Genomic DNA, 25,352 nt, shown 5'->3' on the forward strand with positions numbered 1-25,352 from the left:
ACCGGGTCCTGCGTGCAGCCCGCCAGAGGTCAGATCGAATGTTCCTTGGGTTCGGTCCGCCCTGACACGCCGTGGCCGAAGAAAGCCGAGCGTTGCGCCATGATGCAAACCAAAGCACCGGAGTCGCGTTTCGCGGCACCGGATTGCCGTCGTTTAAGGAATTTGCGGACAGGGATCAAGTCTGAATCGTCATGGATTGCAGGGGAAACGGTAAGATTCCGCTGTCCGCAAACTACGCCGTTGCCTTGTGCGACCGATCAGTCATTCTGGAGGCAATTACAAGAGCAGAAATTTACAACAGGAATGGATCATGCGCATTGCGTTGATGCTGGCCGTTCTGGCCTTTGCGACCCTGTCCTGCGGTCGCAGTACCCCTCCGCCCCAACAGGTCGAGGCCAAAGCTTTTCTGGACACCACATCGCCTGCGGTCATTTACCCGGCCTTTGGCGATGCCGACCCGCATGACTGGGACGGGCGGCATCCCGGTCATTACCCGGTGCACGGGCTGGACGTGTCGCGCTGGCAGGGACCGATCAACTGGCGCCGGGCCAGGGCGTCGGGCGTCAGTTTCGTGTTCATCAAGGCGACCGAGGGCGGTGACGTGGCCGACCCCATGTTCGACGACCACCGGCGCGGCGCGCAGGCGGCCGGGGTGCCCTGGGGCGCGTATCACTATTATTATTTCTGCCGCCCCGCGCATGAGCAGGCGCGATGGTTCATCCGCAACGTGCCCAAGGGGGCCGACCTGCCGCATGTGCTGGACATGGAGTGGACCCCGCATTCCAAGACCTGCAGGCTGCGCCCCGATGGCCGCAAGGTCCGTGCCGAGGCGCAGCGGTTCCTCGACATACTGGAGCGCCATTACGGTCGTCGGCCCATCATCTATACGACGGTTGATTTCTTCGAAGACACCGAAATCGGACGGCTGCCTAAAACCGAGTTCTGGTTGCGCTCGGTCGCGGGGCACCCGCGTGAGGTCTATCCCGGCATGATCTGGCGGTTCTGGCAATACACCGGCACCGGGCTGGTGCCGGGCGTACAGGGCAAGGTGGATATCAACACGTTCAACGGCCACCCGGAGATCTGGGCGCGCTGGAAGGCGGGGGGTTAGTCCCGCGCCTTTCTGTAGCTCTCCCACAGGTCGGGACGCCGTTCGCGGGTGATCTGTTCCGACATCTCGTGCCGCCAGTCGGCAATGCGCCCGTGGTGGCCGGACATCAGGATGTCGGGAATCGGGCGACCCTTCCACTCGGCGGGACGAGTGTATTGCGGATGCTCCAGCAGGCCCGAGGAAAAGCTTTCCTCTTCGGCCGAGGCCTGATTGCCCAGCACGCCGGGGATCAGCCGCACCGTCGCGTCGATCAGCGCCTGCGCCGCGATCTCGCCGCCGGTCATGACGAAATCGCCCAAGGAGACTTCCTGCACGCCGTAATGCTCCAGTACCCGCTCATCAACGCCCTCGAAACGGCCGCACAGCAGGGTCATACCGTCACAGCGCGCCAGGTGCTGCATCATGCGCTGGTCCATCCGGCGGCCCCGGGGGCTGAGATAGATCAGCGGCCAGTTGCCCTGTATCCCGGCCATCGTGTGCTCGATCGCCTCGCCCAGTACATCGGCGCGCAACACCATGCCTGCGCCCCCGCCTGCGGGGGTGTCATCCACATTGCGGTGCTTGCCGATGCCGAACTGGCGCAGATCGACGGTTTCCAGCTGCCACAACCCTTCTTGCAGGGCTTTGCCGGTCAGGCTTTCGCCCAGAACGCCGGGAAAGGCGGAAGGAAACAGCGTGATGATCTTTGCTTTCCATACCCCATGCAGATCGGGCGTGGGCGTCATCAACTCACGCGGTTTCAGGGTGGGTCGGATCGCTTTGCGACCGTGGGATTTGCTAGGCTTGTCAGTCATGTCGTGCCGATCAAAGCGCCTTTCGCGCGTTCAATAATCGCTTTCTTCTGTTCGATCAGAGCAGCCTCGTCCAGGCGCGAGCGGTTCAGGTCCAGCAATTCGACCAGCACGTCCTCGGGCAGGCGACTGTTGACCTTGGTGGGCTGCACCAGCAGCTTGGCCTTGTCGCGGGGCAGGTCCAGATACTCGGCAAACGGGGTGCCGGGGCCATAGCGGCGCAACTGCAGTTCCTCAAGCCATTCGGCGGTAACGGTGACCGATGGCAGCCTGTCCCGGATCTGATCCACGGTATCCTGCAAGGGTGGCAGGTGATCCATGTTCGATCGAAAGGCTTCGAAATCATGCACCTGGCGGATGCGCTCCAGATCATGCGCCCAAAGGCTGCGCAGCCAGCCGCCGCGTTGGCGCAGCGACAGGTAGATGGTAATTTCGACCTCTTGCCCGGATAACCGATGGCGGATTGCATCCACCAGACAGGCCGCAAGCTCTGGCGCGGTTGCATAGCCGTTTTCGATGTTACGGCTGGGGCGCAAACCGGCAAAGTTTTCCTCGCTGACGATCAGGCCGCGTTTACCGCCAAAATCGATCGAGTCTAAAAAGTCGCGCACCTGCGTGCCAAATTCGGACAGCGTACCAACGGTTCCATAGACCGAGTGGTTGGTCGCCGCCCGGGACAGGCCGGATTTGCGCGTGCGATAGGGCAGCACCAGCGCGAAATGCGGCCAGATCAGCTCGCGATTGTCATAGAGGAAAGACTGTGCCGCTGTGGTTCCTGTCTTGTGCAGGCCCAGATGCAGCAGGACGCGGCGCATCAGATAAGCCCTTCGGGCGGATCGGCGATGATGCGGCCCTTGTCCAGATCAACGGTCGGAACGGCCTCAAGCGTGAAGGGCAGCAGAACGGTGGCTTTCAGGCCCGGCCCGTGCAGTTCCAGCAGGTCGGTCGCGCCGTGGTTCTGCACTGATTTCACCCGGCCCAGAAGGGTGCCGCCGGTGTCATAGACCTCAAGCCCGATCAGGTCGGTGTGATAGAATTCGTCGTCGGGCAGCGAGGGCAGCTGATCGCGCCGGGCAAACAGGCGCAGGCCTTTCAGCGCGTCGGCCTCTTCCTTGGTCTCGACCCCGCCCAGCCGTGCGGCGAACCCGTTCTTGATCGAGCGGGTCAGGACCAGGGGATAGCGCTGGGCGCCGGCCTCGTCGGTCAGCGGAGAATACGCCTCGATATCTTCGGGTGCGGCGCAATAGCTTTTCAGGCGCACTTCGCCGCGCACGCCGTAAGAACCCGCAATGCTGCCGACGCAGATCAGATCACTCATTTGGCCCATCCACCGTCACACATAGCCCATCCTGCCAGTCGCCCCGCGCGGCGCAGGCCTCGCGCTGGTTGCCGCGTTCAAAGAACACGCCCACAATAAAAGCGATCAGCAACAGGATGGGAAGTCGTATCAATCCGAACATCTGTCTATCGCACCTCAACCGTCAGGGTGTCGTCGCGGCATTCCCAGCCAACACGTTCCAGTTCGGGCGTGTCCGACAATTCCTCGGGCCAGCCGACACAGAAATAGCCGACCAGACGCCAGTTTTCCGGCACATCCAGATCGCGGGCCATCTGGCCGGGGTCCAGAATGGACACCCAGCCCAATCCCAGCCCGTGCGTGCGCAGAGTCAGCCAGAACAATGTAATGGCCGAAACGACGGAATAGCGGCGTGCCTCGGGCATGGTGCCCGCGCCCAGACCTTGCCCCTTGTCGGTGGCATCGTCGCAGAACACGGCCAGTTGCACCGGGGCCTCTTGCATCCCCGACAGTTTCAGGCCGCTGTAAAGCTGCGCCTTCTCACCAGAATACCCGGCCAGGGCCTTGGCATTCGCAGTTTGGAAATTCTTCAGCGCCGCCGCGCGCGCGGCCTCGCTTTCGACGCGGATCACGCGCCAGGGTTCGCTCAGCCCCACCGAGGGGGCCAGTCGAAAAGCGTCGAGGCAGCGCGCCAGCACTGCCTCGTCTATCGCGTCGGTGCGGAACCGGCGCACATCGCGCCGGAGCCGCATCAACAGGTCGAACTGCGTGCGGAAATCGTCGGTGAAAGTCTGATCCTGCACGCGCCCGCCTGCTTATTCTTCAGCAGCCGCTTCTTCAGCCGGTGCAGCAGCAGCTTCGGCCGCTTCAGCAGCCTTTGCAGCTTTTTCTTCCGCGCGTTCCTGAGCTTTCTTGCCCGGGGTACCCTTGTTGGGGTTGTTGCGCTCGGCCTTTTCGCGGGTGCCGGCTGCTTCCAGCATACGTGCGATACGGTCGGTGGGCTGTGCACCCTGATCCAGCCAGTACTGGATGCGCTCCATGTTCATTTTCACGCGCTCTTCGCTGTCTTTCGGCAGCAGCGGGTTGTAGGTGCCCAGTTTCTCGATGAAACGGCCGTCGCGGGGCATGCGGCTGTCAGCAGCCACGATGCGGTAGAAGGGACGTTTTTTCGAGCCGCCGCGGGCGAGACGAATTTTCATTGCCATGGTGGTATCTCCTTTGGATGGCGTTTACCGGAGCAGTTCCGGTTATTCTTGGTATTCGTGGAAACGGATGATTATTCCTGATGTTTCCGGTGGTGTCGGATGACTTCCTGAATAATGAAATTCAAGAAAGCCTTGGCGAAATCAGGATCCAGATTGGCCTGTACTGCCAGGTCTTCTAACCGTGCGATCTGCGCAGCCTCGCGCGAGGGGTCGGACGGGGGAAGGTCGTGTTCGGCCTTGAGCTTGCCAACGGCCTGCGTGTGCTTGAACCGCTCGCCCAGCGTATAGACGAGGATCGCGTCCAGCCGGTCGATACTTTCGCGGTGTTCTTTCAACAGCGTGGCTGCCCGCGTCACGGGGTTGGTCATTGGCCGGTCCTTTCGGAGGTCAAAGCGGTGTGGGTCATGCGTAGGCCTCCATCCCGCCATTCACCAGATCCTCTGGGGCGGGGTGGCGCCAGATTTCGGTGTTGCCGAATTTCGGGTGCTCATAATGATAGTCGAGCTGGGCGCCCAACCGTTTGGCAACGGCTTTGCTGGCGTCGTTATCCGGGTCGATCAGCGAGATCGCGGTTTCCCAGCCCAGAACATCATAGGCGTGGGCGCGCGCGGCCAATGCGGCCTCGGTCGCGTAGCCTTTGCCAGTGGCACCGCTCATCAGCGTCCAGCCGACCTCGGGCTCGGGCCAGCCTTCCGGGAACCACAGGCCAACACGGCCGACATAGGTGCCGGTGTCTTTTTCCTCGACGCCCCAGAAGCCGTAGCCGCGCATAGCCCAATGCCCCAGCAGCATGGCGATCGACCGCCATGTCTCATCCCGACGCAGCGGGCCGCCGACAAACCGAGATGCGTCGCTGGCAAAAAATGCGGCGTCGGCATCAAGGTCAGCCTCGGACGGCGCGCGCAGGATCAGGCGCTCGGTCTCAAGCCGGGGGATATGTTGGGCGATGGCGTTCATTTACTTCTTCTTGCCAAACCCGCTGAGGCCCGGAGGCAGAGCCATGCCGCCGCCCATGCCAGGCAGACCGCCGGGCATCTTGCCGCCCATCGCCTTGGCCGCCTGTTCCAGCGCCTTTGGGTCCATGCCTGCTGCCATTTCTTCGGGGCTGGGGCCGCCTTTGCCGAACATGCCCTTCATGGCCTGTTTCAGCATCTTGCCTTTGCCCATCTTGCCCATCTTTTTCATCATGTCCGACATCTGCCGGTGCATCTTGAGCAGCTTGTTGAGGTCGCTGACCTCCATCCCCGAACCGGCCGCGATGCGTTTCTTGCGGCTCGCCTGCAGCAACTGCGGGTTGGCGCGTTCGCGTTTGGTCATTGACTGGATCATGGCGATCTGGCGCTTGAGCACCTTGTCATCCATGCCCGCCTCTTCGACCTGCTTGGCCATCTTGCCCATGCCCGGCATCATGCCCATCATGCCTTGCATGCCGCCCATCTGGATCATCTGTTCCAGCTGCATTTTCAGGTCGTTCATGTTGAACTGACCTTTGACCATGCGCTTCATCATGCGCTCGGTCTGTTCCATCTCCATCGTTTCCTGGGCCTTTTCGACCAGAGCAACGATGTCGCCCATGCCCAGAATACGACCGGCGATCCGGTCCGGCTCGAAGGTTTCGAGCGCGTCCATCTTCTCGCCCAGACCGACAAAGCGGATCGGCTTGCCAGTGACCGCACGCATCGACAGCGCCGCACCACCGCGCCCGTCGCCGTCCATCCGGGTCAGGACCACGCCCGAGATGCCGACTTTGGCGTCGAACTCTTCGGCGACTTCAACAGCGACCTGACCGGTCAGGCCGTCGACGACCAGCAGGGTCTCGCGCGGGTCAACCGCGTTACGGACCTGCTCGACCTCGTCCATCAGGACTTCGTCGATATGCAGACGGCCAGCGGTATCCAACATATAGACGTCATAACCGCCCAGCGTCGCCTGTTGCTTGGCACGTTTGGCGATGTCGACGGGTTTCTGACCGGGAACGATCGGCAGCGTATCGACGCCGACCTGCGTACCCAGAACGGCCAGCTGATCCATCGCCGCCGGGCGATAGACGTCCAGCGAGGCCATCAGGACCTTTTTGCCCTCTTTCTCTTTCAGGCGCTTCGCGAGCTTGCCGGTTGTGGTCGTTTTACCCGAGCCCTGCAGACCGACCATCAGGATCGGGGCGGGCGGGTTGTCGATCTTCAGCTTGCCGGGGTCTTCTTCACCACGCAGTGTATCGACCAGTGCGTCATGCACGATCTTGACGACCTGCTGGCCGGGGGTAATCGACTTGGTCACCGCCTGACCAGTCGCCTGTTCCTGTACTTTCTTGACGAACTCACGCGCCACCGGCAGCGAGACGTCGGCCTCAAGCAAGGCAACACGAACCTCGCGCAGGGCGGTTTTGACGTCTTCTTCGGACAGGGCGCCCTGTTTGGTTAGCCGGTCAAAGACGCCGGAAAGGCGTTCGGATAGATTTTCAAACATGCCTTCGGCCTCCTTAGCCGGTTATCTGGTGGCACTTCCTAGGTAGGAAACACCGGTTAAATACACAATTGCCCCCACGGGCGAAACTCGCTGGTGGGGGGCGATCCCTGAACGACTCAAGGGACCGGAAGGATCGTCTCTTCCGGATGTTGGGCGGTTCATTATGTCCGTTTTCGTCCATAGTCAAGCCGGACACGTCGGGCAGGCCTTGAAACCGGCTGGCTTTGGCGGCATCAGCAACGCGATATCATCAGGAGTCTCTCATGGACGCATCATCCGCCTTTCAGGACACGCTACCGCTCAGCTCCGATGCGCTGCTGGCGCAGTTGGACGACTGGGGTCTGGCCTATCGCCTGCATACCCATGTGCCGCTGCGCACGGTCGAAGAGTCGAAATCGGTCGAGGATCAGTTCATGGTGTCGGGCGAAAATGCCCTGCGCCTGAAGAACCTGTATCTGCGCGATAAGAAAAAGCGGAACTATCTGGTGACGCTGGAACAAAGCCGCGAGATCGACCTCAAGGCGCTGGGGGCAGAGCTGGGTGTGGGCAATCTGTCCTTCGGTTCAGCGGACCGGTTGCTGCAGAACCTCGGTATCCGTCCCGGAGCGGTCAGCCCGCTGGCGATGATCAACGGGGTTACGAACAATGTGCGGTTCTTCATGGATGGGGCGGCGCAGCAGGCGGATGTCATCTATATGCACCCTCTGGTCAATGACCGCACCGTTGCGATGGCGCGGGCTGATCTGATGGCGTTCTTCGACCAGGTCGGCTGTGAGGTGACCTGGCTGCCCTAAACCTACGGTATAGAACAAGTGCGCCCAGCCGTTGTAGGAACAGTCTGGGCGCGCAGGATTTTATAGGTACAGGCGATCAGGCCGCCAGTTCCAGGACGGCTTTCTGTGCTTTGGCCATCGTGGTTTCCGCATCCAGACTCATCTGATCGGCGGCAACAACATCCACATCATGAATGCCGATAAAACCAAGTACGTGTTTGGCATAGTTGGTTGCGAAATCGACCTCGGACCCGACCGCGGTACCGCCCGAAGCAATCGCCAGTATCGCGCGTTTGCCCTCCAGCAGGCCCTTGGGGCCGTACTCGGCGTATGAAAAGGTCAGGCCAACGCGGGCCACCAGATCAATCCACGCTTTGAACGCCGCAGGCACCGAGAAGTTATAGATCGGCAGACCGATGACGATGGTGTCAGCCTTCTGCAGTTCATTCACCAGAGTATCCGACAGCGCCAGTTGATCGCGCTGGGTCTCGTCCCGCTGATCGGCGGGGGTGAAATTGGCGTTGATCCAGTCTTCGGTCAGCAGGGGCAGGGGGCTGGCCAGATCGCGGCGGATGATGCGCGCGGCGCCCAGATGCTTGACGATGCGATCGGACAGGTCGCGGGTGGCAGACCCTTCGCGGCGGGCCGAGGCATCAATATGCAGGATGGTTTTGGTCATTTCACTTGGTCCTTTTGGATAGGAAATTCTCGTCTGCGCCCAATATGGATGTTGCGTACATGAACAAAACTCGGATACATCAACAGTTGATGTTGGAATTTGCACAATAAGGTGACGCCTTGGACAATTGGGACGAAGTCAGAACCGCTTATCAGGTGGCCCGCATGGGCACCGTCAGTGGCGCGGCCGAGGTGCTGGGCGTGCACCATGCCACCGTGATCCGCCACATCGACGCGATCGAGGCGCGGCTGGGCGTCAAGCTGTTCCAGCGCCACGCGCGCGGATACACCCCCACCGAAGCCGGAGAGGACCTGCTGCGCGTGGCGCAGGCGACCGAGGATCAGTTCAACCAACTGGTCGGACGGATGAAGGGGCGTGGCGATGACGTTTCGGGTGAGCTGGTCGTGACGTCTCTGTCGTCGCTGGCGCCGCTGGTGGTGCCGGTGCTCAGCGAGTTTCAGCGCCTGCACCCGGGCCTGATCGTGCGCTACCTGACCGGAGACCGCCTGTTCCGCCTTGAATACGGAGAAGCACATGTCGCTATTCGCGCAGGGTCGGCCCCGGATCAGCCGGACAATGTGGTGCAGCCCTTTATCACGCAAGAGGTCGGCCTGTTTGCCAGCACCGCCTACGTGGAGCGCAACGGAAAGCCCGCCAATATTGAGGATTTCGCCAACCACAGCTTCGTCAGCACTGATGACGAAAACAGCCGCGCTCCGTTTTCACGGTGGCTGCGTGCAACGGTCCCGGCCGAGAATATCACCTTTCGCTGCACCAACAATTTTTGCATCCGCGAGGCGGTTCTGTCCGGTGCCGGGATCGGCTTCATGGCCCGTTGGGAGGCCGCCCGCGACCCCAATCTGATCGAGGTGATAGACCCGCTGCCGGAATGGTTCGGGAACCTGTGGCTAGTGACCCATGTGGATCTGCACCGCACCACCAAGGTGCAGAGTTTTCTGACATTCCTTAAGGATCAATCCAAAGGCTGGCTGGCGTGACCCCCCAAGCACAGGGCCATCTGGCCATGCTTGTGTTTTCGGCCTTGGTGGCGGGCAGCTTTTCGCTGGGCTCTTTGGTCGCCAACCAGATCGCGCCCGAGGCAATCACGGCGGCGCGTTTTTTGATTGCAGCGGTTGTGATCGGGATTGCGGCACTGATGACCACCGGCCTGCCGCGCAGCGCGGCGCAGGCGCCGTGGCGCTATCTGGTGCTGGGAGGGCTGTTTGCCGGCTATTTCGTTCTGATGTTCTACGGCCTGAAGACCGCACCCCCGGTCAGCGCGGCCGCCGTGTTCACGCTGACCCCGGTAATGTCGGCGGTGGCGGGCTGGGTGCTGCTGCGGCAGATCACGACGCCCCGGATGGCCCTTGCCCTGACGGTCGGTGCCGTAGGGGCGCTCTGGGTCATTTTCCGCGCGGATTGGCAGGCTTTTACCGCGTTCCAGATCGGAGGCGGCGAGATCATCTATTTCTGGGGCTGCGTGGCGCACGCGGTCTACACGCCGATGGTGCGCAAGCTGAACCGGGGCGAACCGGCGGTGGTATTTACCTTTGGCACTCTGGTCGCGGGTTGCGTTCTGCTAACGCTTTTTGGGTGGTCCGACATCCGGGCGACCGATTGGGCCAACTTGCCGCTGATCGTCTGGGTGGGGCTGCTTTATGTCTCGATCTTTGCCACGGCGGCCAGTTTTGTTTTGGTGCAGTTTGCGACGCTGCGGCTGCCCTCGGCCAAGGTGATGGCCTATACCTACCTGACGCCCAGCTGGGTGATCCTTTGGGAAATCGCGCTGGGACAGACGCCGCCTCCGCTTTTGGTTGTTGTGGGCGCAATCCTGACCGTCATCGCGCTTGTGCTGCTGCTGAAATCCGAAGAACAGCGCGGCACAACGAACCCGGTGCATGAATGAAGCTTGCCTTCCCCTGAAATTGTGCCAGCGTCAGAGGCAGGCAATAAACAGGCATGAGATGATGAGACCAGCATTCATTCTGATCGCGGCGGCAGGATTGTCCGCCTGCACCCCGCCCGATCCACATTTCAATAGCTACGAAACGGAACTGCACGGCAGTTGCGAGGCGCTTGTTTCCGCCGAAACCGGGGTGCGGCCAGAGGATGTTTCTGCGATTTCCACCAAGACCGAACCTACAGGGTCAGTAACAACGATATCTGTTGTTGGTGCGCAGTCGCCGTGGTTGTGTCTGGCGGATCCGTTCGGCGTCATCACCGGTGTTCAATATAGTCAGGAAGGATAGGCGGCGTTCGGCGCATGCCGCCCGTTGAGGCAGATCAAGGCTGATACATGCGAAAATCTCTATACTTGGGGTCAAGGAGGAATTCGCCATGTACACTCACATCATGTTCCCCGTTGACCTGCATCTTCCGCCAGAGGTTCGTAAAGCCGCTGACGTCGCGGCCGAGGTTGCCAAGTGGCAGGGCGCGAAGATTACAATTGTAAGCGTGACGGGAAACCAACCCGGTGATCCGGTTCAGACGGATGGCGCAATCAACGACGACCTGCGCGCCTTCGCTGACCAGCTTGCCACGAACAGCGGGACGGAAGTCGCTTACCTGAATATCCACTCGGTCGATGTTGCGGCTGAGGTCGATGGCGACCTGGCCCGCGCCGCCGAAGGAATCGGTGCCGACCTGATTGTCGCAGGCACCCATGCGCCGAGGATCACCGACTATATCTTTTCAAGCCACGCCGGATACCTGGCCAATCACGCCAAGGTCTCGGTTTTCGTGATACGTTAGAATCAGAGATCTTCCGCTGCGGGCAGTTCGGCTTCCAGAAACCGTTCGAACGCATCCAGATTGACCGGTTCGAACTGCCCGAACCCCTGCATCCAGACCGACGCCGCACGCAGGGCGTCGGGTTCCAGCTTGCACCATTTCACCCGGCCGCGTTTCTCCTGACTGATCAGCCCGGCCTTGGTCAGGATGACCAGATGTTTCGAGATCGCTGCCAGCGACATCTCGAACGGTTCGGCCACATCGGTCACGGCCATGTCATCCTCGAGCAGCATGGCCAGAATGGCGCGGCGCGTGGGGTCGGCGAGGGCTGCGAATACGGTGTCGAGGTCGTTGGACATGCCTCCGCTGAACCACAGCGCCCGGGTTTGGTCAACCATTTGGTTGAATATGCGGATTCAATGCATTTGAACTGTGCCTAAGGAACAAGGTGCCGCATTCCTGCATCTCTGTTAGCGAAAAATAATTAAAAAACAGCATCTTAACATGCGGCAATTCGGGCGCTCAACGCCGTTGACTCTGTGCCCTTCGCCCCTTAGCACCGTGCCCAAGACTGTGCGAGGAAAACGCCCGTGACCGATGATGACCAAAAGCAGCGTATGGCGCAGCTGGAGGCCAAGATCGAGGCGGCGAAAAAGGCCAAGGCGCCGAAACCCCGCGCGGACGCTGACGTCTCGGGTGGCGAGCTTGCCTGGAGGATGGTCATCGAAATGGTATCCGGTCTGGGGATCGGATTTGGCATCGGATACGGGCTGGACAGCCTGCTCGGGACAATCCCGATCTTTCTGGTGCTGTTCACATTGCTGGGCCTTGTCGCGGGCGTGAAGGTTATGCTCCGCAGCGCGAAAGAGGTTCAAGAGAAACAAACGGCGGCAAACGCGGCCGAGAAGGACGAGAGGGACTGAACGTGGCAACTGAGACCACCGCAGCAGAAGGCAGCAGCCTGGTATTCCACCCGATGGACCAGTTTATCGTCAAACCTCTGTTTGGTGGTGAGATTGCCTGGTACACGCCGACCAACGTGACCCTGTGGCTGTTCCTGGCGATTGCGGCGATCTTTGGCCTGCTGGTACTCAGCACCTCGAAACGCGCCATCGTTCCGACCCGGATGCAGTCGATCGCGGAGCTGACCTACGGCTTCATCTACAAGATGCTGGAAGACATCTGCGGCAAGGAAGGCGTCAAGTTCTTCCCCTATGTCATGACCCTGTTCATGTTCATTGTCAGCGCGAACTTCCTGGGCCTGATCCCGACCTCGTTCACCACAACGTCGCATTTTGCGGTCACCATCCCGCTGGCGCTGGCCGTGTTCCTGACCGTGACCATTCTGGGCTTTGTCAAGAACGGCGCCGGGTTCCTGGGCCTGTTCTGGGTCTCCAGCGCGCCTCTGGCGCTGCGCCCGATCCTGGCGATCATCGAGCTGATCTCGTATTTCGTGCGCCCGGTCAGCCACTCCATTCGTCTTGCCGGTAACGTCATGGCAGGCCACGCGGTTATCAAGGTTTTCGCAGGCTTCGCCGCGATTGCCGTGATCTCGCCCGTGTCGGTTCTGGCGATCACCGCAATGTACGGCCTTGAGGTCCTGGTGGCCTTTATCCAGGCCTACGTATTCACCATTCTGACCTGTGTTTATCTGAAAGATGCGCTGCATCCTTCGCACTAAGGTCCGATACCCCAACATCGAAACTTCCAATTCGTAAGGAGATACATCATGGAAGGCGATCTCGCACACATCGGCGCAGGCCTGGCAGCAATCGGTTCCGGCGCAGCCGCAATCGGGGTGGGCAACGTTGCAGGCAACTTCCTGGCCGGCGCCCTGCGCAACCCTTCGGCGGCTGCTTCGCAGACCGCAACCCTCTTCATCGGTATCGCATTCGCAGAAGCGCTGGGCATCTTTGCATTCCTGGTCTCGCTGCTGCTGATGTTCGCCGTCTAATCTGCGGAACCTGATCCTTACGCGCAGGTGGGCCCAAGCCATAGCGGCCCACCTGTTGTAAAGACAACGTTCCGACGGAGGACATCATGGCGACTGAACCCATTAGCGAAGAAGTGGTTGGCTCGTGCGTCGACTCGCATGGCTCTGCCATCGGGATGCCGCAGCTCTGCTTCGATTGGTTCCCCAACCAGATTTTCTGGCTGGTCATTACGCTGGTCGTCATCTTTCTGGTCCTGTCTCGCGTGGCTCTGCCCCGTATCGCGGCAATCCTGGCCGAGCGCAAAGGGACCATTACAAATGACCTGGCTGCGGCCGAAGATCTGAAGGCCAAGGCGGTCGAGGCCGAAGAGGCCTATAACAAGGCGCTGGCCGATGCCCGTGCCGAAGCGCAGCGTATCGCTGCCGAAGCCCGTACTGAAATCCAGGCTGGTCTGGATGACGCGATTGCCAAGGCGGACGCGGAAATCGCTGCAAAGGCGGCTGAATCGGAAAAGGCAATTGCCGACATCCGTGCCGGTGCGCTGGAAAGCATTCAAGTGGTTGCCAAGGACACGGCGGCTGAACTGGTTACCGCACTGGGCGGCGAGGCGGATGCCAAAGCCATCGACAGTGCCGTTGACGCGCAGACGAAAGGATAAGTGACATGCGGAACACTCTTGCCCTTATCCTGACCGTCGGTACCGCCAGCCCCGCGCTGGCTGCAAGCGGCCCGTTCTTCTCGCTTGGCAACACCGACTTTGTGGTCCTGCTGGGCTTCATCGTTTTCATTGCGGTCCTGTTCTACTTCAAGGTCCCGGGCATGATTGGTGGTGCGCTGGACAACCGTGCCGAAGGCATCAAGTCCGAACTGGACGAAGCCCGCGCCCTGCACGAAGAAGCGCGCAGCCTGCTGGCCTCGTACGAGCGCAAGCAGCGCGAAGTGCAAACGCAGGCAGACGCCATCGTGGCTGCTGCGAAAGACGACGCCGTTCTGGCTGCTGAACAGGCCAAGGCCGATCTGGAAAAATCCATCGCACGCCGTCTGGCGGCTGCGCAGGACCAGATCGCATCGGCCGAGGCTTCGGCGGTCAAGGAAGTCCGTGATCAGGCCATCACCGTAGCTGTTTCGGCAGCCAACGCGGTTCTGGCCAAACAGATGACGGCGGCGCAGGCGAACAAGCTGATCGACGCGGCGATTGCCGACGTGGACGCAAAACTTCACTAAGCTTTGCGCAGTATGAACTTTGTGCGACCCGGTAGATTTCTGCCGGGTTTGCCATTTTTTGGGCAGGCTTTTTGCCCGCAACTACATTCAAATACCCAAAGCTGATCCTAGCCGGTGCGGGCTGATCTGTTTCTGCCAGAGAAAAACACGAATAGGGCCAGCACGGTGACCCCGATCTCGACCATGAATGTCCAGAGGTTGAGAAACGAGAGTATCCAGTGCGAGTGTGTGGCCTCGACGGTCACGAGCGGGTGCGAAAACTCCGAAAACGGCCAAAGCCAGGCGATTTCTCCGACGATGGAATCCAGCGCCATATGGACCAGTCCGCCGGCCCCAAAGAACGCCACGACACGCCCCGCCTGGGACCGGCGCAATCCGATGATTAATCCCGCCAACACAATCCCTGCCCACAAAACCGGGCGATGTGTCAGGTAAGCGTGGTGGTGATGTGCGCGATCGTCGATCAGATAGAACCAAAGCATGTCTAGATCCGGTGCGATTGCGCCGAGCATTGCCGCGGCAAAGATGGCTTTGCCGACATTCGGCGTGGCGGCCCGAAAGACCAGATAGGCGCCCGGTAAATGCCCGATGAACATCAGGTCTGACCTGTCTCGTGCTGCAGCCGTTGCTGCGCGATGGCTTCGTTGCGCTGGGCTTTCTGATGATCTTCCATGCACCGCTGGACAAACGCCAGATGCCGATGAACAGCGTCGCGCGCGGCTTCGGGGTCGCGGGCCTGCAGGGCGGTGTTGATGGCGCGGTGCTGATCCAGAATGGCTCCGCGCGTGGTTTGCTGCTGGAACATGATCTGTCGGTTGTAGAAAACGCCTTGTTGCAGCAGGTCATACATCGACCGCATCATGTGCAACATCACCACGTTATGGCTGGCCTCGATAATGGCCATGTGGAACTGGGCGTCCAGCTGAGCCTCATCCTCGGTTGCGTTGCGCCCATGGGCGGCCTGCATCTTGTCGAAGATCGCCTGCACGACTTTCAGATCGCTGTCCGAGCCTAGCCGCGCGGCGCGTTCGGCGGCTAGGCCCTCAAGGTCCTTGCGGAAGGACAGATAGTCGAACACCGCCTCTTCGTGGCTGCCGAATAACCGGACCAATGCCGGGGAAAAGGCCGAGCCCAGAACCTCGGCCACGTAGATGCCTGAGCCTGCCTTGGCGGTCAGAAGCCCCTGATCCTGCAGGTTTGAGATCGCCTCGCGCAGCGAGGGCCGGGATACGCCCAGCCGCTCTGCCAGCTCACGCTCTGCCGGAAGCCGTTCACCCGGACGCAGGATACCACGCAGGATCAGCATCTCGATCTGTTTTACCACCGCGATGGACAGCTTTTCGGGCTGGATTTTCTGAAAAGGCATGGGGTGTTCCGGAATTGGTCAAGTCATATGACCACGTATTCGGGGGCGGTTCAAGGACGCCCGATCGCCGAGTTTTTGTTACAATAGGTCAGAATGATTGACATTGTTGACGGGGTGCCTAGTCTGCCCAGCATAGAGGAGGAAATCGATGTCGACGAAAGACCTGTTTGCCACGCGGGCGTCCCGGATGAAGGCGTCCGAGATTCGCGAATTGCTCAAGCTGCTGGATCAGCCTGGGATCATCTCCTTTGCCGGTGGCATTCCCGATCCGGCGCTGTTCCCTGCGGATGGCTTTGCCATGGCGTTCCAGAACGCGTTGGGTCCCAAAAGTCAGGCGCAGGCGCTGCAATACTCTGTCAGCGAAGGATATGTGCCGCTGCGCCAATGGCTGGTTGATCACATGCGTCAGATCGGCATCGACTGCGAACTCGACAACATCCTGATCACCTCGGGTTCGCAGCAGGCGCTGGACTATCTGGGCAAGCTCTACCTGTCGCCCGGTGACACGGCGCTGGTCGGCTGGCCCACCTATCTGGGCGCCTTGGCGGCGTTCAATGCTTATGAACCGCGTTTTGACCGGCTCAGCATCAACGGCAACCGCGGCGCTGCGGAATACAGGGCGGCGGCGGGTGAGGGGGCGGTAAAGTTCGCCTATCTCTCGCCGGACTTCGCCAACCCGACCGGAGAAACCGTAGACCTTCGTGGACGCGAAAACCTGCTGGATCTGGCCGAGGATCTGAACTGCGCGATCATCGAGGACGGGGCCTATCAGGCCCTGCGCTATGAAGGAGAGGCGATCCCGACGGTTCTGGCGCTGGAACTGGCACGCAAGGGATCGATTGAAAACTGCCGGACGATCTATTGCGGCAGTTTCTCGAAAACCCTGTCTCCGGGATTGCGGGTCGGGTGGGTCGTGGCGGCCAAACCGGTGATCTCGCAACTGGTGTTGATGAAGCAGGCCGCCGATCTGCATTCGGCGACGATCAATCAGATGGCTATCAACGACGTGGCGCGCGCTTGCTTTGACACGCATATCCCGATGCTGCATCGCGTCTATGGTGCGCGCCGAGATACCATGCTGGACGCGTTGCAACAGCACATGCCAAATGGGGTCGAGTGGACCAAACCCGAGGGCGGCATGTTCATCTGGGTGACACTGCCCAAGGGCATGGTCGGGGCCGACCTGCTGGCGCGGGCGCTTGAGACGGTCAAGGTTGCCTTTGTCCCCGGTCAGGCGTTCTTTCCGGACGGCTCTGGCGCCAACACGATCCGGCTGAGTTTCTCGAACTCGGATGAGGATACGATCCGTGAAGGCATCCGTCGGTTGGGAGATGTGCTGCGCACCTGAACCGGGAAAGGTTCTGTTAACCATATTGCGGCAAGTATGGGCGCATGATCCGGTATCTTTCCCTCCTTGTGCTGGCCGCCTGTTCGGCCGGCACGCCCTACTTTCGCGACGTGCCTGCCACCCGAATCTCGGTGAATGGCAGTGTGTTTGACGTGCGCGTGCGTGGAGACCTGGCCGAGGCTGTGCGGATCAACAGCCAATACGCGCCGCGTCTGGGGCCAATCCGCGACCGGGCCGGGCTGGCCATGGCGCAGGTCTCTGGCTGTCCGATTCTGGATGTGCTGGGTGATGCGGCAGTGACCGTGGGGGTGCTGGGCTGCGACCGACAGGCGGGGGAACGGTTGCTTCTGACGGCTGTGTCGACCCCGAATTACGAATGCGTCGATTACGGCATCTACGAAAACATCGGCAGCGGCTACGGATATCAGGTATTTGAGTGTACGCCTTACTGAGGTACGCGTATTCCTGCGTATTTCGGCAAGATATTGTGGATAAGTCGGCCTGATATCCCATATCCTGCGCAACTCCGTTGACTCGACCCCAATCCGTTGCGCAGACTTCCAGCTATAGGAATCACAGGACTTATTGCCTTTGCGCTTCAGCAAACTCAAACTCACCGGCTTCAAAAGCTTTGTCGATCCGACCGATCTGATCATCGCGGACGGGTTGACCGGTGTGGTGGGGCCGAATGGCTGCGGCAAGTCCAACCTTTTGGAAGCGTTGCGCTGGGTGATGGGCGAAAATCGCCCCAAATCCATGCGTGGCGGTGCGATGGAAGATGTGATCTTTGCCGGGGCAGCCACGCGCCCGGCCCGTAATTTTGCCGAAGTGGTCCTGACCATGGACAACTCGGAACGGCTGGCGCCTTCGGGGTTCAACGACGCGGATCAGCTGGAAATCGTACGTCGCATCACGCGCGATGTCGGCAGTGCTTACAAGACCAATGGCAAGGACGTGCGGGCGCGCGATGTGCAGATGCTGTTCGCCGATGCCTCGACCGGGGCGCATTCGCCCGCGCTGGTGGGGCAGAACCGCATCGCCGAATTGATCAACGCAAAGCCCCGCGCCCGCCGTCGTATTCTGGAAGAGGCTGCCGGGATTTCCGGCCTGTATCAGCGTCGGCACGAGGCCGAGCTGAAGCTGAAGGGGACCGAGGCCAATCTGACCCGCGTGGATGACGTGCTGGAACAGCTGGGTACCCAACTGGCGCAGCTTGCCCGTCAGGCGCGTCAGGCCGCGCGCTATCGTGAGATTGGCGAGCAGTTGCGGCAGGCCGAGGGCATGCTGCTGTACCGGCGCTGGAAAGAGGCCGATATGGCCCGCCAGCAGGCCGAGGAAAAGCTGCGCGACCGCATCACCGAAGCCTCGCGCGCCGAGGCCGAAGCCCGCGACGCAGCCGCCAAACGCGCCGAAATTGAAGAAACACTGCCACCGCTGCGCGAAGAAGAGGCCATTGCCGCCGCCGTCCTGCAACGTCAGCAGGTCCAGCGCGATCAACTGTCGGATCAGGACACCCGCGCCCGCCAGACCATTGAAACGCTGACCAACCGTATTCAGCAGTTGGCGCACGATATCGAACGGGAAACAGGTCTGAACCGCGACGCGGGCCAGATGATCGAGCGTTTGGAATGGGAAGCGCGTGAGCTGGCCAAGGCCGCCGAAGGCCACGAGGACAAGGTCGCCGAGGCTGCCGAGATCGCCCACGACGCCGCCGCGGTTTTGCAGAACCGCGAAGATCATCTGTCGCAGGAAACCGAGGATATGGCACGGCTGGTTGCCCGCCACCAGTCGGCGCAGCGTCTGGTTGAGGACAGCCGCAAGACGCTGACCCGGTCCGAGGGCGAAGAAGAAAAAGCGCGCGCAGCCGTCGATGAGGCGCGCGGTGCTCTGACCCGTGCCAGCGAGGCATTTGAGGCTGCGCAAGAGGGTGAGGAAGAGGCCCGCGAGGCCGCCGAAGCCGCCGAAGAAGCACTGGCCGCCGCCGATGAGCTGCGCAACGACACCCAGGCGCGTGAGGCCGAAGCCCGCGCGCAACGGTCCGAGGCCGAAGGTGAGCTGGGCGCGATCCGCGCGGAGACCACCGCTCTGGCCAAGCTGGTTGAGCGCGACACGGCCGAGGGCGGGCAAGTGCTGGACCTGCTGCGCGTGGAGCCTGGCTATGAAAAGGCTCTGGGCGCGGCTCTGGCCGACGATCTGCGCGCCCCTCTGGTCGAAGGGGATGGCCCCTCGGGCTGGGTGCAGGTTGCGGGCTACGACGCCGATCAGCATCTGCCGGACGGGGTTGAGCCGCTGGCATTGCATGTTTCGGGGCCGGATCGCCTCAGCCGCCGGATTGCGCAGATCGGATTGGTCGATGCGGATCAGGGCGCGCGGCTGCAGGCCTCGTTGAAACCCGGTCAGCGGCTGGTGTCGCGGTCCGGTGATCTGTGGCGCTGGGACGGGTTCCGCGCCTGGTCCGAGGATGCGCCCAGTGCAGCAGCCCTGCGTTTGGAACAGCTCAATAAGCTGGAAGCACTGAAACAGGAACTTGCCCGGACCGAGGCGCAGGCAGATGGTGCCCGCGCAGCGCATGAGGCCCTGTCGCAGCAACTGGCCGACGTGACCGAAGCCGACCGCCGCGCGCGCGAGGCCCGCCGCGCCGCCGATCAGCGCATGGCCGAAACCGCGCGCCAGCTCAGCCGCGCCGAGGCCGACCGCAATCTGGCGCAGGGCAAGCTTGAGACCCTGACCCTTGCCGTCGACCGCCACAAGGAAGACGCCATGTCCGCCCGCGCGCAACTGCGCGAGGCCGAGGGCGCGCTGGCCGGTCTGGGTGATCTCGACAGCGCCCGTTCGCAGGTTGAGGATATCAAGCAGACGGTCGAGGCGGCGCGGATCACCATGCTGACTCACCGCTCGACCCATGACGAGCTGCGCCGCGAGGGTGAGGCCCGCACCCGCCGCACGCAGGAGGTGACCAAGGACCTCAGCGGCTGGAAGCACCGCCTGGAAACGGCCGAGAAACGGATTTCCGAATTGGCGGAACGCAAGGAAAGCTCGGAAGAGGAGTTGTCCGAAGCCATGGCTGCCCCTGCCGAGATCGCCGAGGCGCGGGAAGAGCTGAACGAGTTGATCGAAGCCGCCGAAGCGCGTCGTGCCGAGGCTGCCGACAAGCTGGCCGAGGCCGAAACCCAGCAGCGTGAGGTCGTGCTGGCCGAGCGGGATGCGGAACGTCTGGCCTCGGAGGCGCGTGAGTCCCGGGCGGCGGCTGAAGCGCGGTGTGATGCGGCCAAGGAAAGCGTGACCGCTGCGGCCGAACGGATTGCCGAAGATCAGCAACTGACGCCGAACCAGTTGCTGAACCAACTGGATGCGAACCCGGATCAGATGCCTGCTGCGGATGCGTTGGAGGCCGAAGTGAACCGCCACAAGCGCCAACGCGATGCGATGGGGGCAGTGAACCTGCGCGCCGAAGAGGACAGCAAGGAAGTTCAGGAAGAGTTTGACACTCTGAACACCGAAAAGGCCGATCTGGAAGAGGCGATCAAGGCCCTGCGCAGCGGCATCGCCAGCCTCAACCGCGAAGGGCGCGAGCGTCTGCTGACCGCGTTCGAGCAGGTGAACTCGAACTTTGCCATGCTGTTCAAGCACCTGTTTGGCGGCGGTGAGGCCAATCTGGTCATGGTCGAAAGCGACGATCCGCTGGATGCAGGGCTTGAGATCATGTGCCAGCCGCCGGGCAAGAAGCTGTCGACCCTCAGCCTGTTGTCGGGTGGCGAACAGACCCTGACCGCAACGGCGCTGATCTTTGGCGTGTTCCTCGCCAATCCGGCGCCGATCTGTGTTCTGGATGAGGTCGACGCGCCGCTGGACGACGCCAACGTCACCCGGTTCTGCGACCTGCTGGACGAGATGTGCCGCCAGACCGACACGCGCTTCCTGATCATCACCCACCACGCGGTGACAATGGCGCGGATGGACCGGCTGTTCGGCGTGACCATGCAGGAACAGGGCGTCAGCCAACTGGTCTCGGTCGATCTGAAAAAGGCCGAGCAGATGGTGGCCTGACCGCTCACTGCAACGTTATGACCATCTGGCGGCCCCACAGAGTAAGCTGGCCACATGACACGATTTCTGATCCTTGCCCTGCTAGCGGCCACCCCGGCCATCGCCGCCGAGTGGCCCACCAAACCCGGAGACGTCCCCCTGTCCGCCGAGGAACTGAAAGCTCTGGCAGGCCAGACGTTCACCTTCTACGATGACGGCCAGGCTGCCTTCTCAGCCGGAGGTGCTTATTCCTACACCTATTCCGCAGCCAACGGCGGCGGTACGGCCTTTGGTACCTATTCCATCGCCGAGGACGGCAGCGTCTGCATCGCCTACCGCAACGGGTTCAGCCGTTGTGATCTGTACGTGCGCAGTGGGGAGAGGTTGATCCTGATTGATGAGAAAGGCGATCGGTATCCGGTAAGGCCCGAGTGATTGTCTCAGCTCCGAATCTCGTTGGTATCAATTTATTTCAATTTCAAAACCATCAAGTAAATCTGCAGCAGAACTCATGAACCGCAGCGGGTCCTTAGGAAATAGATCAACATTTGCAGATGCAAAATAAACAAAGCTCCCACGCTTCAATTGACATCGAAACCGATATTCTGCGGGTAGACAGATTTCTGTAGGGGCATTTCCACCTTCCCCGAAATTGAAGTCAGACGCTTTGCCAAAGATGATTTCTTCCCCCGAACTCTTATATATAGGTTGCCAATCTGGACCTGAAACCTTCACAAGGAAGTAAGTTCCGCCCCGTTCTATCTGACCATTGTATGGTCCATAGTTCCACGGAATTTCATGTGGTTGGTCCATGACCCAATAGGTTTGTTTGTATCCGCTTTCAAGTCTCGGTGCGAGCGGTAGCAAGCATCCAACCGCTAAGACGAGTAGCCCAACAAAGTACATTGTGCGCGGAAGTGGTCGCTTCATCAGCCAAAGCAGAAATATCGAAGCGGCGGTTATTGTCGGAACGAGAACAGCCGATGCTTTGATAGGAAAAATCAAATCCCCACGCGCAGGCATCGGGTGATAAAATGAGCCTACAGAGTAACCGATGCTCATGTACCCGGTCCATAGCAGTGATAGCACGGCAATCAGCCAGAAATAAACGGGTCGAAAACGCATTAGAAAATCCACTTTCATCACAATGGAGTTCTAAAATCACGTGGATTCAAATACTTGTCAAATCCCCTATCCTCGATTTCCTCACAACCGCCCCAACAACTCGACCGTCGGCCACGCATCCGCAGGCAATCCCAGCCGCGCCTGCTCTGCCTGCACCGCAGCCCGCGTACCAGCCCCTAGAATGCCGTCGATCTTGCCGACGTCATAGCCGCGCGCCTGCAGCTTGCTCTGCAATTGCTGCATCTGCGCGCCCGACAGGCCCTGTGCCGGGTTGCCCGCATCAAAAACCTGCGCGCCCTCAAGCCGTGTGCCGAAATAGGCGGCGGTCAGGACGTAGACAAAGCTCTGGTTCCATTCGAAATAGACGTCGAAATTGGGGTAGGCCAGAAAGGCCGGGCCGTTGTGCCCCTGCGGCAGGATCAGCGAGGCGGGCAGGTTGGCCAGCGATCCATTGCGCGCCTGAATGCCCATTGCTTGCCATTCGGACACCGGGCGCGGTTTGCCGGGGCCGGACAGCGACCAGTCCATCTGCGCGGGCACCGTGACCTCTTGCAGCCAGGGCTGACCCGGTTGCCAGCCCAGATGCGACAGCATCTTGGCGCCCGACATCAGCGCATCCGGGGCCGAGGTTTTCAGCGAGACCTTGCCATCACCATCCCCATCCACGCCGTTTTCGATGATGTCACGCGGAAGCATCTGCACCATGCCAATCTCTCCGGCCCAGGCGCCGGTGGTGCGGGTCGGGTCGAAATTGCCCTGTTGGTACAGCTCAATCGCCGCAAAGACCTGCGGGCGGAACAATTCCGGGCGGCGGCAGTCATGCGCCAGCGTCACCAGCGCATTGCGGGTGTTGAAATCGCCCTGAAACGCGCCGTAGTCGGTCTCGAACGCCCAGAACGCCAGAAGGACCCCGCGCGAGACGCCGTACTCGGCTTCGATCCTGTCGAACACCGCGTCGTATTTACGTGACATGGCCTGACCGCGATCGATCCTGTTCTGCGAAATCAGGTGGCGGGAAAAGTCGATGAACGGTTTCTGGAACACACCCTGCGCGCGGTCCGCTTTCAGAACCGCGCCGTCCTGCTGTACGCCCTTGAAGAACGCATTGACGGTGGATTTGTCGAACCCCTGCTGGACGGCCTCGCCCTTCAGGCCCTTGACGAAAGAATTGAACCCGCCACCGCATTGGGCCAGGGCGGGCGAGGCGAACAGGGCGGCGGCAACAAGGCCAGAGAGAAAGCGCATGGGTGGGTCCCGTCAGATAATAATGCTGAGCCCAACCCACACCGACACGAGGCCAAGCGCAAGCCCCCAGACCTTCCACAGCATGTCACATGCGCGGAAAACTTCCGGCGCACCGATTTCGCGCGGAGCATCGCCGTTGACCCAGGCCAGATCGCGGACCTGCCCGTCATAACTGCGCGGACCTGCAAGGGCGACGTTCAGGGCGCGCGCCATCGCTGCCTCGGGCCAGCCGGCGTTGGGAGAGATATGGCGGCGCGCATCCGCCACCATGTCAGGCCAGCGCGCCCATTGGCCCGACAGCGCCACGATCATCACGCAGGTCAGGCGGGCCGGGATCAGGTTCAGCACATCGTCCAGACGGGCGGCGGCCCAGCCGAAGTCTCGGTATTTTTCGGTGCGATAGCCGATCATGCTGTCGGCAGTGTTGACTGCCTTGTAGATCAACAGGCCCGGCAACCCGGCGACCAGAAACCAGAAAGCCGGCGCGATGACACCGTCGCTGAGGTTTTCCGCAGCACTTTCGATCGCGGACCGGGCCACCTGCGCCTCGGACATGTCGCGCGTGTCGCGTGAGACGATCATGGCGACCTTTGCGCGACCTTCGGCAAGCGATGCGCGCAGCCCTTCGCCCACGTCGCTTACATGGGTCACCAGAGATTTCTGAGCCAGCAGAATGGCGCAGATGATGATCTCAACCAGTGGTCCCAGCAGGGTCAGCAGCCGCCCGAAGATCAGCGCGCCGCAGACCAGCAGGACTACCACACCGACCCCTTTCAACTGCCGCTGCGCCCCGTGGTTCAGGCGCCGGTCCAGCCAGCCGATGAGGTTGCCCGTCATAACCGCCGGGTGTTTCACCCGCGACCACAGCCAGTCCGGCTCGCCCAAGGCGGCGTCAAGGCACATGGCGCAAACCAGCAGGAAGGCCGTGCTCACAATGCGGCCTCCAACCTGCTCCAACTGTCCGCGGGGGGCAGGCCAAGGCGCAGGTAGGTTTTGGAATAGGGGAAGACGCGGCTCCAGATATGGGCTTGGGCCAGACGGTCCTGCCAGTCGGCGGCGCTGTCGACTTCATACAGGCGGAACAGGGTGGTGCCGCCTGCAATGGTCGCGCCTTTGGCGGTCACCAGATCGTCCAGACGGTCGGTTTCAACGGACAGCCGTTGGCGGGTGGCATTAGCCCATTCGACGTCCTGCAGCGCGCGTGTTCCGATCCGCAGGGCAGGGCCGGACACGGCCCAAGGGCCGGTCAGATCGTTTAGCCGGGCGATCAGGTCGGGCTGGCCGATGGCAAAACCCAGCCGCAACCCGGCCAGACCCCAGAATTTGCCAAAGCTCTTCAGCACGACCACGCCGGGGCGCGCGGCCAGATGGATCAGCGACGCCTCGGGGCTGACATCGCAAAAGCTCTCGTCGATCACGGTCAGCGGGGCGTTTGCGTCCGTCTCGGTCCAGATCCGCCCGTCGGGGTTGTTCGGGTGCACGATGACGCGGGCCTCGGCCGGAGTGTTGGGCTGTACGGACCAACCCTGTGCGGCAAAGGCGGCGGCGTGTTCGTTATAGGTGGGCGTTGTGATCTGCGCCCGGCCCTGCGGTGCCAGCGCAGGAATGCGCGCAATCACGGCCGAGGCGCCGGGCGCAGGCAGGATCGCCGCGCTTTCGGGAACAGACCAGAACCGCCGGGCGGCCTCTGTCAGGCTTTCGAACGCGCCGTGATCGGGCAATTCAGCCCAGTCCGAGGGGATCAGCCCCTTAACCTGATACGGGTGCGGGTTGATTCCGGTGGACAAGTCCATCCATTCGGCGCGGGTTCCGCCAAAGCTGGCGATGGCGCCGTCCAGTCCCCCGCCATGATCGCGCGCAGCGCGCGGGTTCAAGTTCTCGTTATCGCCTGCCATGAGGTTTCTCGTCGGAATCGCTTGTTTCGGCCCGTTTCAAGCGGATTTTTGCCGTTTATACAAGCAAATCCGCCCGTACGGAGCCGCCAACTGATGCCGTTAACACTTTGTTAAGGAATAAGCGTGATCACGATTTA

At 61.3% G+C, this 25,352-nt stretch carries 32 protein-coding genes; 15 read left to right on the plus strand and 17 right to left on the minus strand.

Going from position 1 to position 25,352, the window contains the following annotated elements; genetic code table 11:
• Positions 1-310: 310 nt before the first annotated feature.
• Positions 311-1,111, plus strand: coding sequence for a GH25 family lysozyme (locus ACOQFT_RS14975; RefSeq protein ID WP_421598696.1), 801 nt, complete (start codon positions 311-313; stop codon positions 1,109-1,111).
• On the opposite strand, the gene trmD is transcribed toward ACOQFT_RS14975, so the two are convergent.
• The 9 genes from trmD to ffh form a co-directional block, all read right to left on the minus strand.
• A complete protein-coding gene (trmD, locus tag ACOQFT_RS14980) occupies positions 1,108-1,905 on the minus strand; it encodes a tRNA (guanosine(37)-N1)-methyltransferase TrmD (RefSeq protein WP_421598697.1) in 798 nt (265 codons plus the stop codon). The genes ACOQFT_RS14975 and trmD overlap by 4 nt on opposite strands.
• Positions 1,902-2,717, minus strand: coding sequence for a hypothetical protein (locus ACOQFT_RS14985; protein ID WP_421598698.1), 816 nt, complete (start codon positions 2,715-2,717; stop codon positions 1,902-1,904). Before ACOQFT_RS14985 ends, trmD begins: the two co-directional genes overlap by 4 nt.
• Complete coding sequence (gene rimM, locus ACOQFT_RS14990) at positions 2,717-3,220, minus strand: ribosome maturation factor RimM (RefSeq protein ID WP_421598699.1); 504 nt, start codon at positions 3,218-3,220, stop codon at positions 2,717-2,719. The genes ACOQFT_RS14985 and rimM overlap by 1 nt, the downstream gene beginning before the upstream one ends.
• The gene (locus ACOQFT_RS14995; RefSeq protein ID WP_421598771.1) at positions 3,213-3,353 is read right to left on the minus strand and encodes a hypothetical protein; all 141 of its coding nucleotides are present in this window, start codon (positions 3,351-3,353) and stop codon (positions 3,213-3,215) included. Before ACOQFT_RS14995 ends, rimM begins: the two co-directional genes overlap by 8 nt.
• A gap of 13 nt (positions 3,354-3,366) precedes the next feature.
• Positions 3,367-4,002, minus strand: coding sequence for a 5,6-dimethylbenzimidazole synthase (gene bluB, locus ACOQFT_RS15000; protein WP_421598700.1), 636 nt, complete (start codon positions 4,000-4,002; stop codon positions 3,367-3,369).
• Positions 4,003-4,014: 12 nt separating this feature from the next.
• Positions 4,015-4,404, minus strand: coding sequence for a 30S ribosomal protein S16 (rpsP, locus tag ACOQFT_RS15005; RefSeq protein ID WP_170388164.1), 390 nt, complete (start codon positions 4,402-4,404; stop codon positions 4,015-4,017).
• 71 nt (positions 4,405-4,475) lie between these two features.
• Positions 4,476-4,772, minus strand: a complete 297-nt coding sequence (locus ACOQFT_RS15010; RefSeq protein WP_421598701.1) for a chorismate mutase — start codon at positions 4,770-4,772, stop codon at positions 4,476-4,478.
• Between the two features lie 34 nt (positions 4,773-4,806).
• A complete protein-coding gene (locus tag ACOQFT_RS15015; protein ID WP_421598702.1) occupies positions 4,807-5,361 on the minus strand; it encodes a GNAT family N-acetyltransferase in 555 nt (184 codons plus the stop codon).
• Positions 5,362-6,870 (minus strand): signal recognition particle protein, encoded by a 1,509-nt coding sequence (gene ffh / locus ACOQFT_RS15020; RefSeq protein ID WP_421598703.1) that lies wholly within the window; start codon positions 6,868-6,870, stop codon positions 5,362-5,364. It abuts the gene before it with no gap.
• A gap of 263 nt (positions 6,871-7,133) precedes the next feature.
• Here ffh and ACOQFT_RS15025 point away from each other — a divergent pair, with 263 nt between their 5' ends.
• Positions 7,134-7,664 carry a prolyl-tRNA synthetase associated domain-containing protein gene (locus tag ACOQFT_RS15025; RefSeq protein WP_421598704.1) on the plus strand — a complete coding sequence of 177 codons (531 nt, stop codon included), beginning with the start codon at positions 7,134-7,136 and terminating at the stop codon, positions 7,662-7,664.
• A gap of 76 nt (positions 7,665-7,740) precedes the next feature.
• On the opposite strand, the gene ACOQFT_RS15030 is transcribed toward ACOQFT_RS15025, so the two are convergent.
• Complete coding sequence (locus ACOQFT_RS15030) at positions 7,741-8,322, minus strand: FMN-dependent NADH-azoreductase (protein ID WP_421598705.1); 582 nt, start codon at positions 8,320-8,322, stop codon at positions 7,741-7,743.
• Between the two features lie 119 nt (positions 8,323-8,441).
• On the opposite strand from ACOQFT_RS15030, the gene ACOQFT_RS15035 reads away from it, so the two are divergent.
• The 4 genes from ACOQFT_RS15035 to ACOQFT_RS15050 all read left to right on the plus strand — a co-directional run bounded on the left by ACOQFT_RS15035 (position 8,442) and on the right by ACOQFT_RS15050 (position 11,073).
• The gene (locus ACOQFT_RS15035; protein ID WP_421598706.1) at positions 8,442-9,320 is read left to right on the plus strand and encodes a LysR family transcriptional regulator; all 879 of its coding nucleotides are present in this window, start codon (positions 8,442-8,444) and stop codon (positions 9,318-9,320) included.
• Positions 9,317-10,228 carry a DMT family transporter gene (locus ACOQFT_RS15040; protein ID WP_421598707.1) on the plus strand — a complete coding sequence of 304 codons (912 nt, stop codon included), beginning with the start codon at positions 9,317-9,319 and terminating at the stop codon, positions 10,226-10,228. Before ACOQFT_RS15035 ends, ACOQFT_RS15040 begins: the two co-directional genes overlap by 4 nt.
• Positions 10,221-10,571 carry a hypothetical protein gene (locus tag ACOQFT_RS15045; protein ID WP_421598708.1) on the plus strand — a complete coding sequence of 117 codons (351 nt, stop codon included), beginning with the start codon at positions 10,221-10,223 and terminating at the stop codon, positions 10,569-10,571. The genes ACOQFT_RS15040 and ACOQFT_RS15045 overlap by 8 nt, the downstream gene beginning before the upstream one ends.
• Positions 10,572-10,659: 88 nt before the next feature.
• Positions 10,660-11,073, plus strand: coding sequence for a universal stress protein (locus ACOQFT_RS15050; protein ID WP_421598709.1), 414 nt, complete (start codon positions 10,660-10,662; stop codon positions 11,071-11,073).
• Positions 11,074-11,075: 2 nt separating this feature from the next.
• Here ACOQFT_RS15050 and ACOQFT_RS15055 read toward each other — a convergent pair whose 3' ends face one another.
• On the minus strand, positions 11,076-11,411 hold the full coding sequence (locus ACOQFT_RS15055; RefSeq protein WP_421598710.1) for an ArsR/SmtB family transcription factor: 336 nt from the start codon (positions 11,409-11,411) through the stop codon (positions 11,076-11,078).
• A 231-nt stretch (positions 11,412-11,642) separates the two neighbouring features.
• On the opposite strand from ACOQFT_RS15055, the gene ACOQFT_RS15060 reads away from it, so the two are divergent.
• From ACOQFT_RS15060 to ACOQFT_RS15080, 5 genes are all read left to right on the plus strand, one after another.
• Positions 11,643-11,975 (plus strand): AtpZ/AtpI family protein, encoded by a 333-nt coding sequence (locus ACOQFT_RS15060; RefSeq protein ID WP_171364533.1) that lies wholly within the window; start codon positions 11,643-11,645, stop codon positions 11,973-11,975.
• Between the two features lie 2 nt (positions 11,976-11,977).
• Positions 11,978-12,733 carry a F0F1 ATP synthase subunit A gene (locus ACOQFT_RS15065; protein ID WP_421598711.1) on the plus strand — a complete coding sequence of 252 codons (756 nt, stop codon included), beginning with the start codon at positions 11,978-11,980 and terminating at the stop codon, positions 12,731-12,733.
• A 48-nt stretch (positions 12,734-12,781) separates the two neighbouring features.
• On the plus strand, positions 12,782-13,006 hold the full coding sequence (locus ACOQFT_RS15070; RefSeq protein WP_005981269.1) for a F0F1 ATP synthase subunit C: 225 nt from the start codon (positions 12,782-12,784) through the stop codon (positions 13,004-13,006).
• An 86-nt stretch (positions 13,007-13,092) separates the two neighbouring features.
• Positions 13,093-13,644 carry a F0F1 ATP synthase subunit B' gene (locus ACOQFT_RS15075; protein WP_421598712.1) on the plus strand — a complete coding sequence of 184 codons (552 nt, stop codon included), beginning with the start codon at positions 13,093-13,095 and terminating at the stop codon, positions 13,642-13,644.
• 5 nt (positions 13,645-13,649) lie between these two features.
• Positions 13,650-14,210, plus strand: coding sequence for a F0F1 ATP synthase subunit B (locus tag ACOQFT_RS15080; RefSeq protein ID WP_421598713.1), 561 nt, complete (start codon positions 13,650-13,652; stop codon positions 14,208-14,210).
• 107 nt (positions 14,211-14,317) lie between these two features.
• Here the strand turns inward: ACOQFT_RS15080 and ACOQFT_RS15085 are convergent, their stop codons facing one another.
• Together ACOQFT_RS15085 and ACOQFT_RS15090 are read right to left on the minus strand one after the other, a co-directional pair.
• Positions 14,318-14,806 (minus strand): metal-dependent hydrolase, encoded by a 489-nt coding sequence (locus ACOQFT_RS15085; protein WP_421598714.1) that lies wholly within the window; start codon positions 14,804-14,806, stop codon positions 14,318-14,320.
• Entirely contained in the window at positions 14,806-15,576 is a 771-nt protein-coding gene (locus tag ACOQFT_RS15090; protein WP_421598715.1) for an FCD domain-containing protein, read from the minus strand. The genes ACOQFT_RS15085 and ACOQFT_RS15090 overlap by 1 nt, the downstream gene beginning before the upstream one ends.
• Before the next feature lie 148 nt (positions 15,577-15,724).
• Between ACOQFT_RS15090 and ACOQFT_RS15095 the strand changes: the two genes are divergently transcribed.
• The 4 genes from ACOQFT_RS15095 (at position 15,725) to ACOQFT_RS15110 (ending at position 21,385) form a co-directional block, all read left to right on the plus strand.
• Positions 15,725-16,924 (plus strand): PLP-dependent aminotransferase family protein, encoded by a 1,200-nt coding sequence (locus ACOQFT_RS15095; RefSeq protein WP_421598716.1) that lies wholly within the window; start codon positions 15,725-15,727, stop codon positions 16,922-16,924.
• 44 nt (positions 16,925-16,968) lie between these two features.
• On the plus strand, positions 16,969-17,376 hold the full coding sequence (locus ACOQFT_RS15100; RefSeq protein WP_421598717.1) for a hypothetical protein: 408 nt from the start codon (positions 16,969-16,971) through the stop codon (positions 17,374-17,376).
• A gap of 139 nt (positions 17,377-17,515) precedes the next feature.
• On the plus strand, positions 17,516-20,971 hold the full coding sequence (locus ACOQFT_RS15105; protein ID WP_421598718.1) for a chromosome segregation SMC family protein: 3,456 nt from the start codon (positions 17,516-17,518) through the stop codon (positions 20,969-20,971).
• A gap of 54 nt (positions 20,972-21,025) precedes the next feature.
• Complete coding sequence (locus tag ACOQFT_RS15110) at positions 21,026-21,385, plus strand: hypothetical protein (RefSeq protein ID WP_421598719.1); 360 nt, start codon at positions 21,026-21,028, stop codon at positions 21,383-21,385.
• Positions 21,386-21,412: 27 nt separating this feature from the next.
• Here the strand turns inward: ACOQFT_RS15110 and ACOQFT_RS15115 are convergent, their stop codons facing one another.
• From ACOQFT_RS15115 to ACOQFT_RS15130, 4 genes are all read right to left on the minus strand, one after another.
• Positions 21,413-22,012 carry a hypothetical protein gene (locus ACOQFT_RS15115; RefSeq protein WP_421598720.1) on the minus strand — a complete coding sequence of 200 codons (600 nt, stop codon included), beginning with the start codon at positions 22,010-22,012 and terminating at the stop codon, positions 21,413-21,415.
• Positions 22,013-22,156: 144 nt separating this feature from the next.
• Positions 22,157-23,320 (minus strand): lytic murein transglycosylase, encoded by a 1,164-nt coding sequence (locus tag ACOQFT_RS15120; RefSeq protein ID WP_421598721.1) that lies wholly within the window; start codon positions 23,318-23,320, stop codon positions 22,157-22,159.
• A gap of 12 nt (positions 23,321-23,332) precedes the next feature.
• Positions 23,333-24,253, minus strand: a complete 921-nt coding sequence (gene cbiB, locus ACOQFT_RS15125) for an adenosylcobinamide-phosphate synthase CbiB (RefSeq protein WP_421598722.1) — start codon at positions 24,251-24,253, stop codon at positions 23,333-23,335.
• Positions 24,250-25,215 (minus strand): threonine-phosphate decarboxylase, encoded by a 966-nt coding sequence (locus ACOQFT_RS15130; RefSeq protein WP_421598723.1) that lies wholly within the window; start codon positions 25,213-25,215, stop codon positions 24,250-24,252. Before ACOQFT_RS15130 ends, cbiB begins: the two co-directional genes overlap by 4 nt.
• Positions 25,216-25,352 lie beyond the last annotated feature (137 nt).

Source organism: Ruegeria sp. MALMAid1280, assembly GCF_049195285.1.
GTDB lineage: Bacteria > Pseudomonadota > Alphaproteobacteria > Rhodobacterales > Rhodobacteraceae > Ruegeria.

What these genes read in the sequence shown, in the direction of transcription:
- ACOQFT_RS14975 (WP_421598696.1), top strand. Translation starts at nt 311, where the DNA reads ATGCGCATTGCGTTGATGCTGGCCGTTCTGGCCTTTGCGACCCTGTCC.
- trmD (WP_421598697.1), bottom strand. Translation starts at nt 1,905, where the DNA reads ATGACTGACAAGCCTAGCAAATCCCACGGTCGCAAAGCGATCCGACCC.
- ACOQFT_RS14985 (WP_421598698.1), bottom strand. Translation starts at nt 2,717, where the DNA reads ATGCGCCGCGTCCTGCTGCATCTGGGCCTGCACAAGACAGGAACCACA.
- rimM (WP_421598699.1), bottom strand. Translation starts at nt 3,220, where the DNA reads ATGAGTGATCTGATCTGCGTCGGCAGCATTGCGGGTTCTTACGGCGTG.
- rpsP (WP_170388164.1), bottom strand. Translation starts at nt 4,404, where the DNA reads ATGGCAATGAAAATTCGTCTCGCCCGCGGCGGCTCGAAAAAACGTCCC.
- ACOQFT_RS15010 (WP_421598701.1), bottom strand. Translation starts at nt 4,772, where the DNA reads ATGACCAACCCCGTGACGCGGGCAGCCACGCTGTTGAAAGAACACCGC.
- ACOQFT_RS15015 (WP_421598702.1), bottom strand. Translation starts at nt 5,361, where the DNA reads ATGAACGCCATCGCCCAACATATCCCCCGGCTTGAGACCGAGCGCCTG.
- ffh (WP_421598703.1), bottom strand. Translation starts at nt 6,870, where the DNA reads ATGTTTGAAAATCTATCCGAACGCCTTTCCGGCGTCTTTGACCGGCTA.
- ACOQFT_RS15025 (WP_421598704.1), top strand. Translation starts at nt 7,134, where the DNA reads ATGGACGCATCATCCGCCTTTCAGGACACGCTACCGCTCAGCTCCGAT.
- ACOQFT_RS15030 (WP_421598705.1), bottom strand. Translation starts at nt 8,322, where the DNA reads ATGACCAAAACCATCCTGCATATTGATGCCTCGGCCCGCCGCGAAGGG.
- ACOQFT_RS15045 (WP_421598708.1), top strand. Translation starts at nt 10,221, where the DNA reads ATGAATGAAGCTTGCCTTCCCCTGAAATTGTGCCAGCGTCAGAGGCAG.
- ACOQFT_RS15050 (WP_421598709.1), top strand. Translation starts at nt 10,660, where the DNA reads ATGTACACTCACATCATGTTCCCCGTTGACCTGCATCTTCCGCCAGAG.
- ACOQFT_RS15055 (WP_421598710.1), bottom strand. Translation starts at nt 11,411, where the DNA reads ATGTCCAACGACCTCGACACCGTATTCGCAGCCCTCGCCGACCCCACG.
- ACOQFT_RS15070 (WP_005981269.1), top strand. Translation starts at nt 12,782, where the DNA reads ATGGAAGGCGATCTCGCACACATCGGCGCAGGCCTGGCAGCAATCGGT.
- ACOQFT_RS15075 (WP_421598712.1), top strand. Translation starts at nt 13,093, where the DNA reads ATGGCGACTGAACCCATTAGCGAAGAAGTGGTTGGCTCGTGCGTCGAC.
- ACOQFT_RS15080 (WP_421598713.1), top strand. Translation starts at nt 13,650, where the DNA reads ATGCGGAACACTCTTGCCCTTATCCTGACCGTCGGTACCGCCAGCCCC.
- ACOQFT_RS15085 (WP_421598714.1), bottom strand. Translation starts at nt 14,806, where the DNA reads ATGTTCATCGGGCATTTACCGGGCGCCTATCTGGTCTTTCGGGCCGCC.
- ACOQFT_RS15090 (WP_421598715.1), bottom strand. Translation starts at nt 15,576, where the DNA reads ATGCCTTTTCAGAAAATCCAGCCCGAAAAGCTGTCCATCGCGGTGGTA.
- ACOQFT_RS15095 (WP_421598716.1), top strand. Translation starts at nt 15,725, where the DNA reads ATGTCGACGAAAGACCTGTTTGCCACGCGGGCGTCCCGGATGAAGGCG.
- ACOQFT_RS15100 (WP_421598717.1), top strand. Translation starts at nt 16,969, where the DNA reads ATGATCCGGTATCTTTCCCTCCTTGTGCTGGCCGCCTGTTCGGCCGGC.
- ACOQFT_RS15110 (WP_421598719.1), top strand. Translation starts at nt 21,026, where the DNA reads ATGACACGATTTCTGATCCTTGCCCTGCTAGCGGCCACCCCGGCCATC.
- ACOQFT_RS15115 (WP_421598720.1), bottom strand. Translation starts at nt 22,012, where the DNA reads ATGAGCATCGGTTACTCTGTAGGCTCATTTTATCACCCGATGCCTGCG.
- ACOQFT_RS15120 (WP_421598721.1), bottom strand. Translation starts at nt 23,320, where the DNA reads ATGCGCTTTCTCTCTGGCCTTGTTGCCGCCGCCCTGTTCGCCTCGCCC.
- ACOQFT_RS15130 (WP_421598723.1), bottom strand. Translation starts at nt 25,215, where the DNA reads ATGGCAGGCGATAACGAGAACTTGAACCCGCGCGCTGCGCGCGATCAT.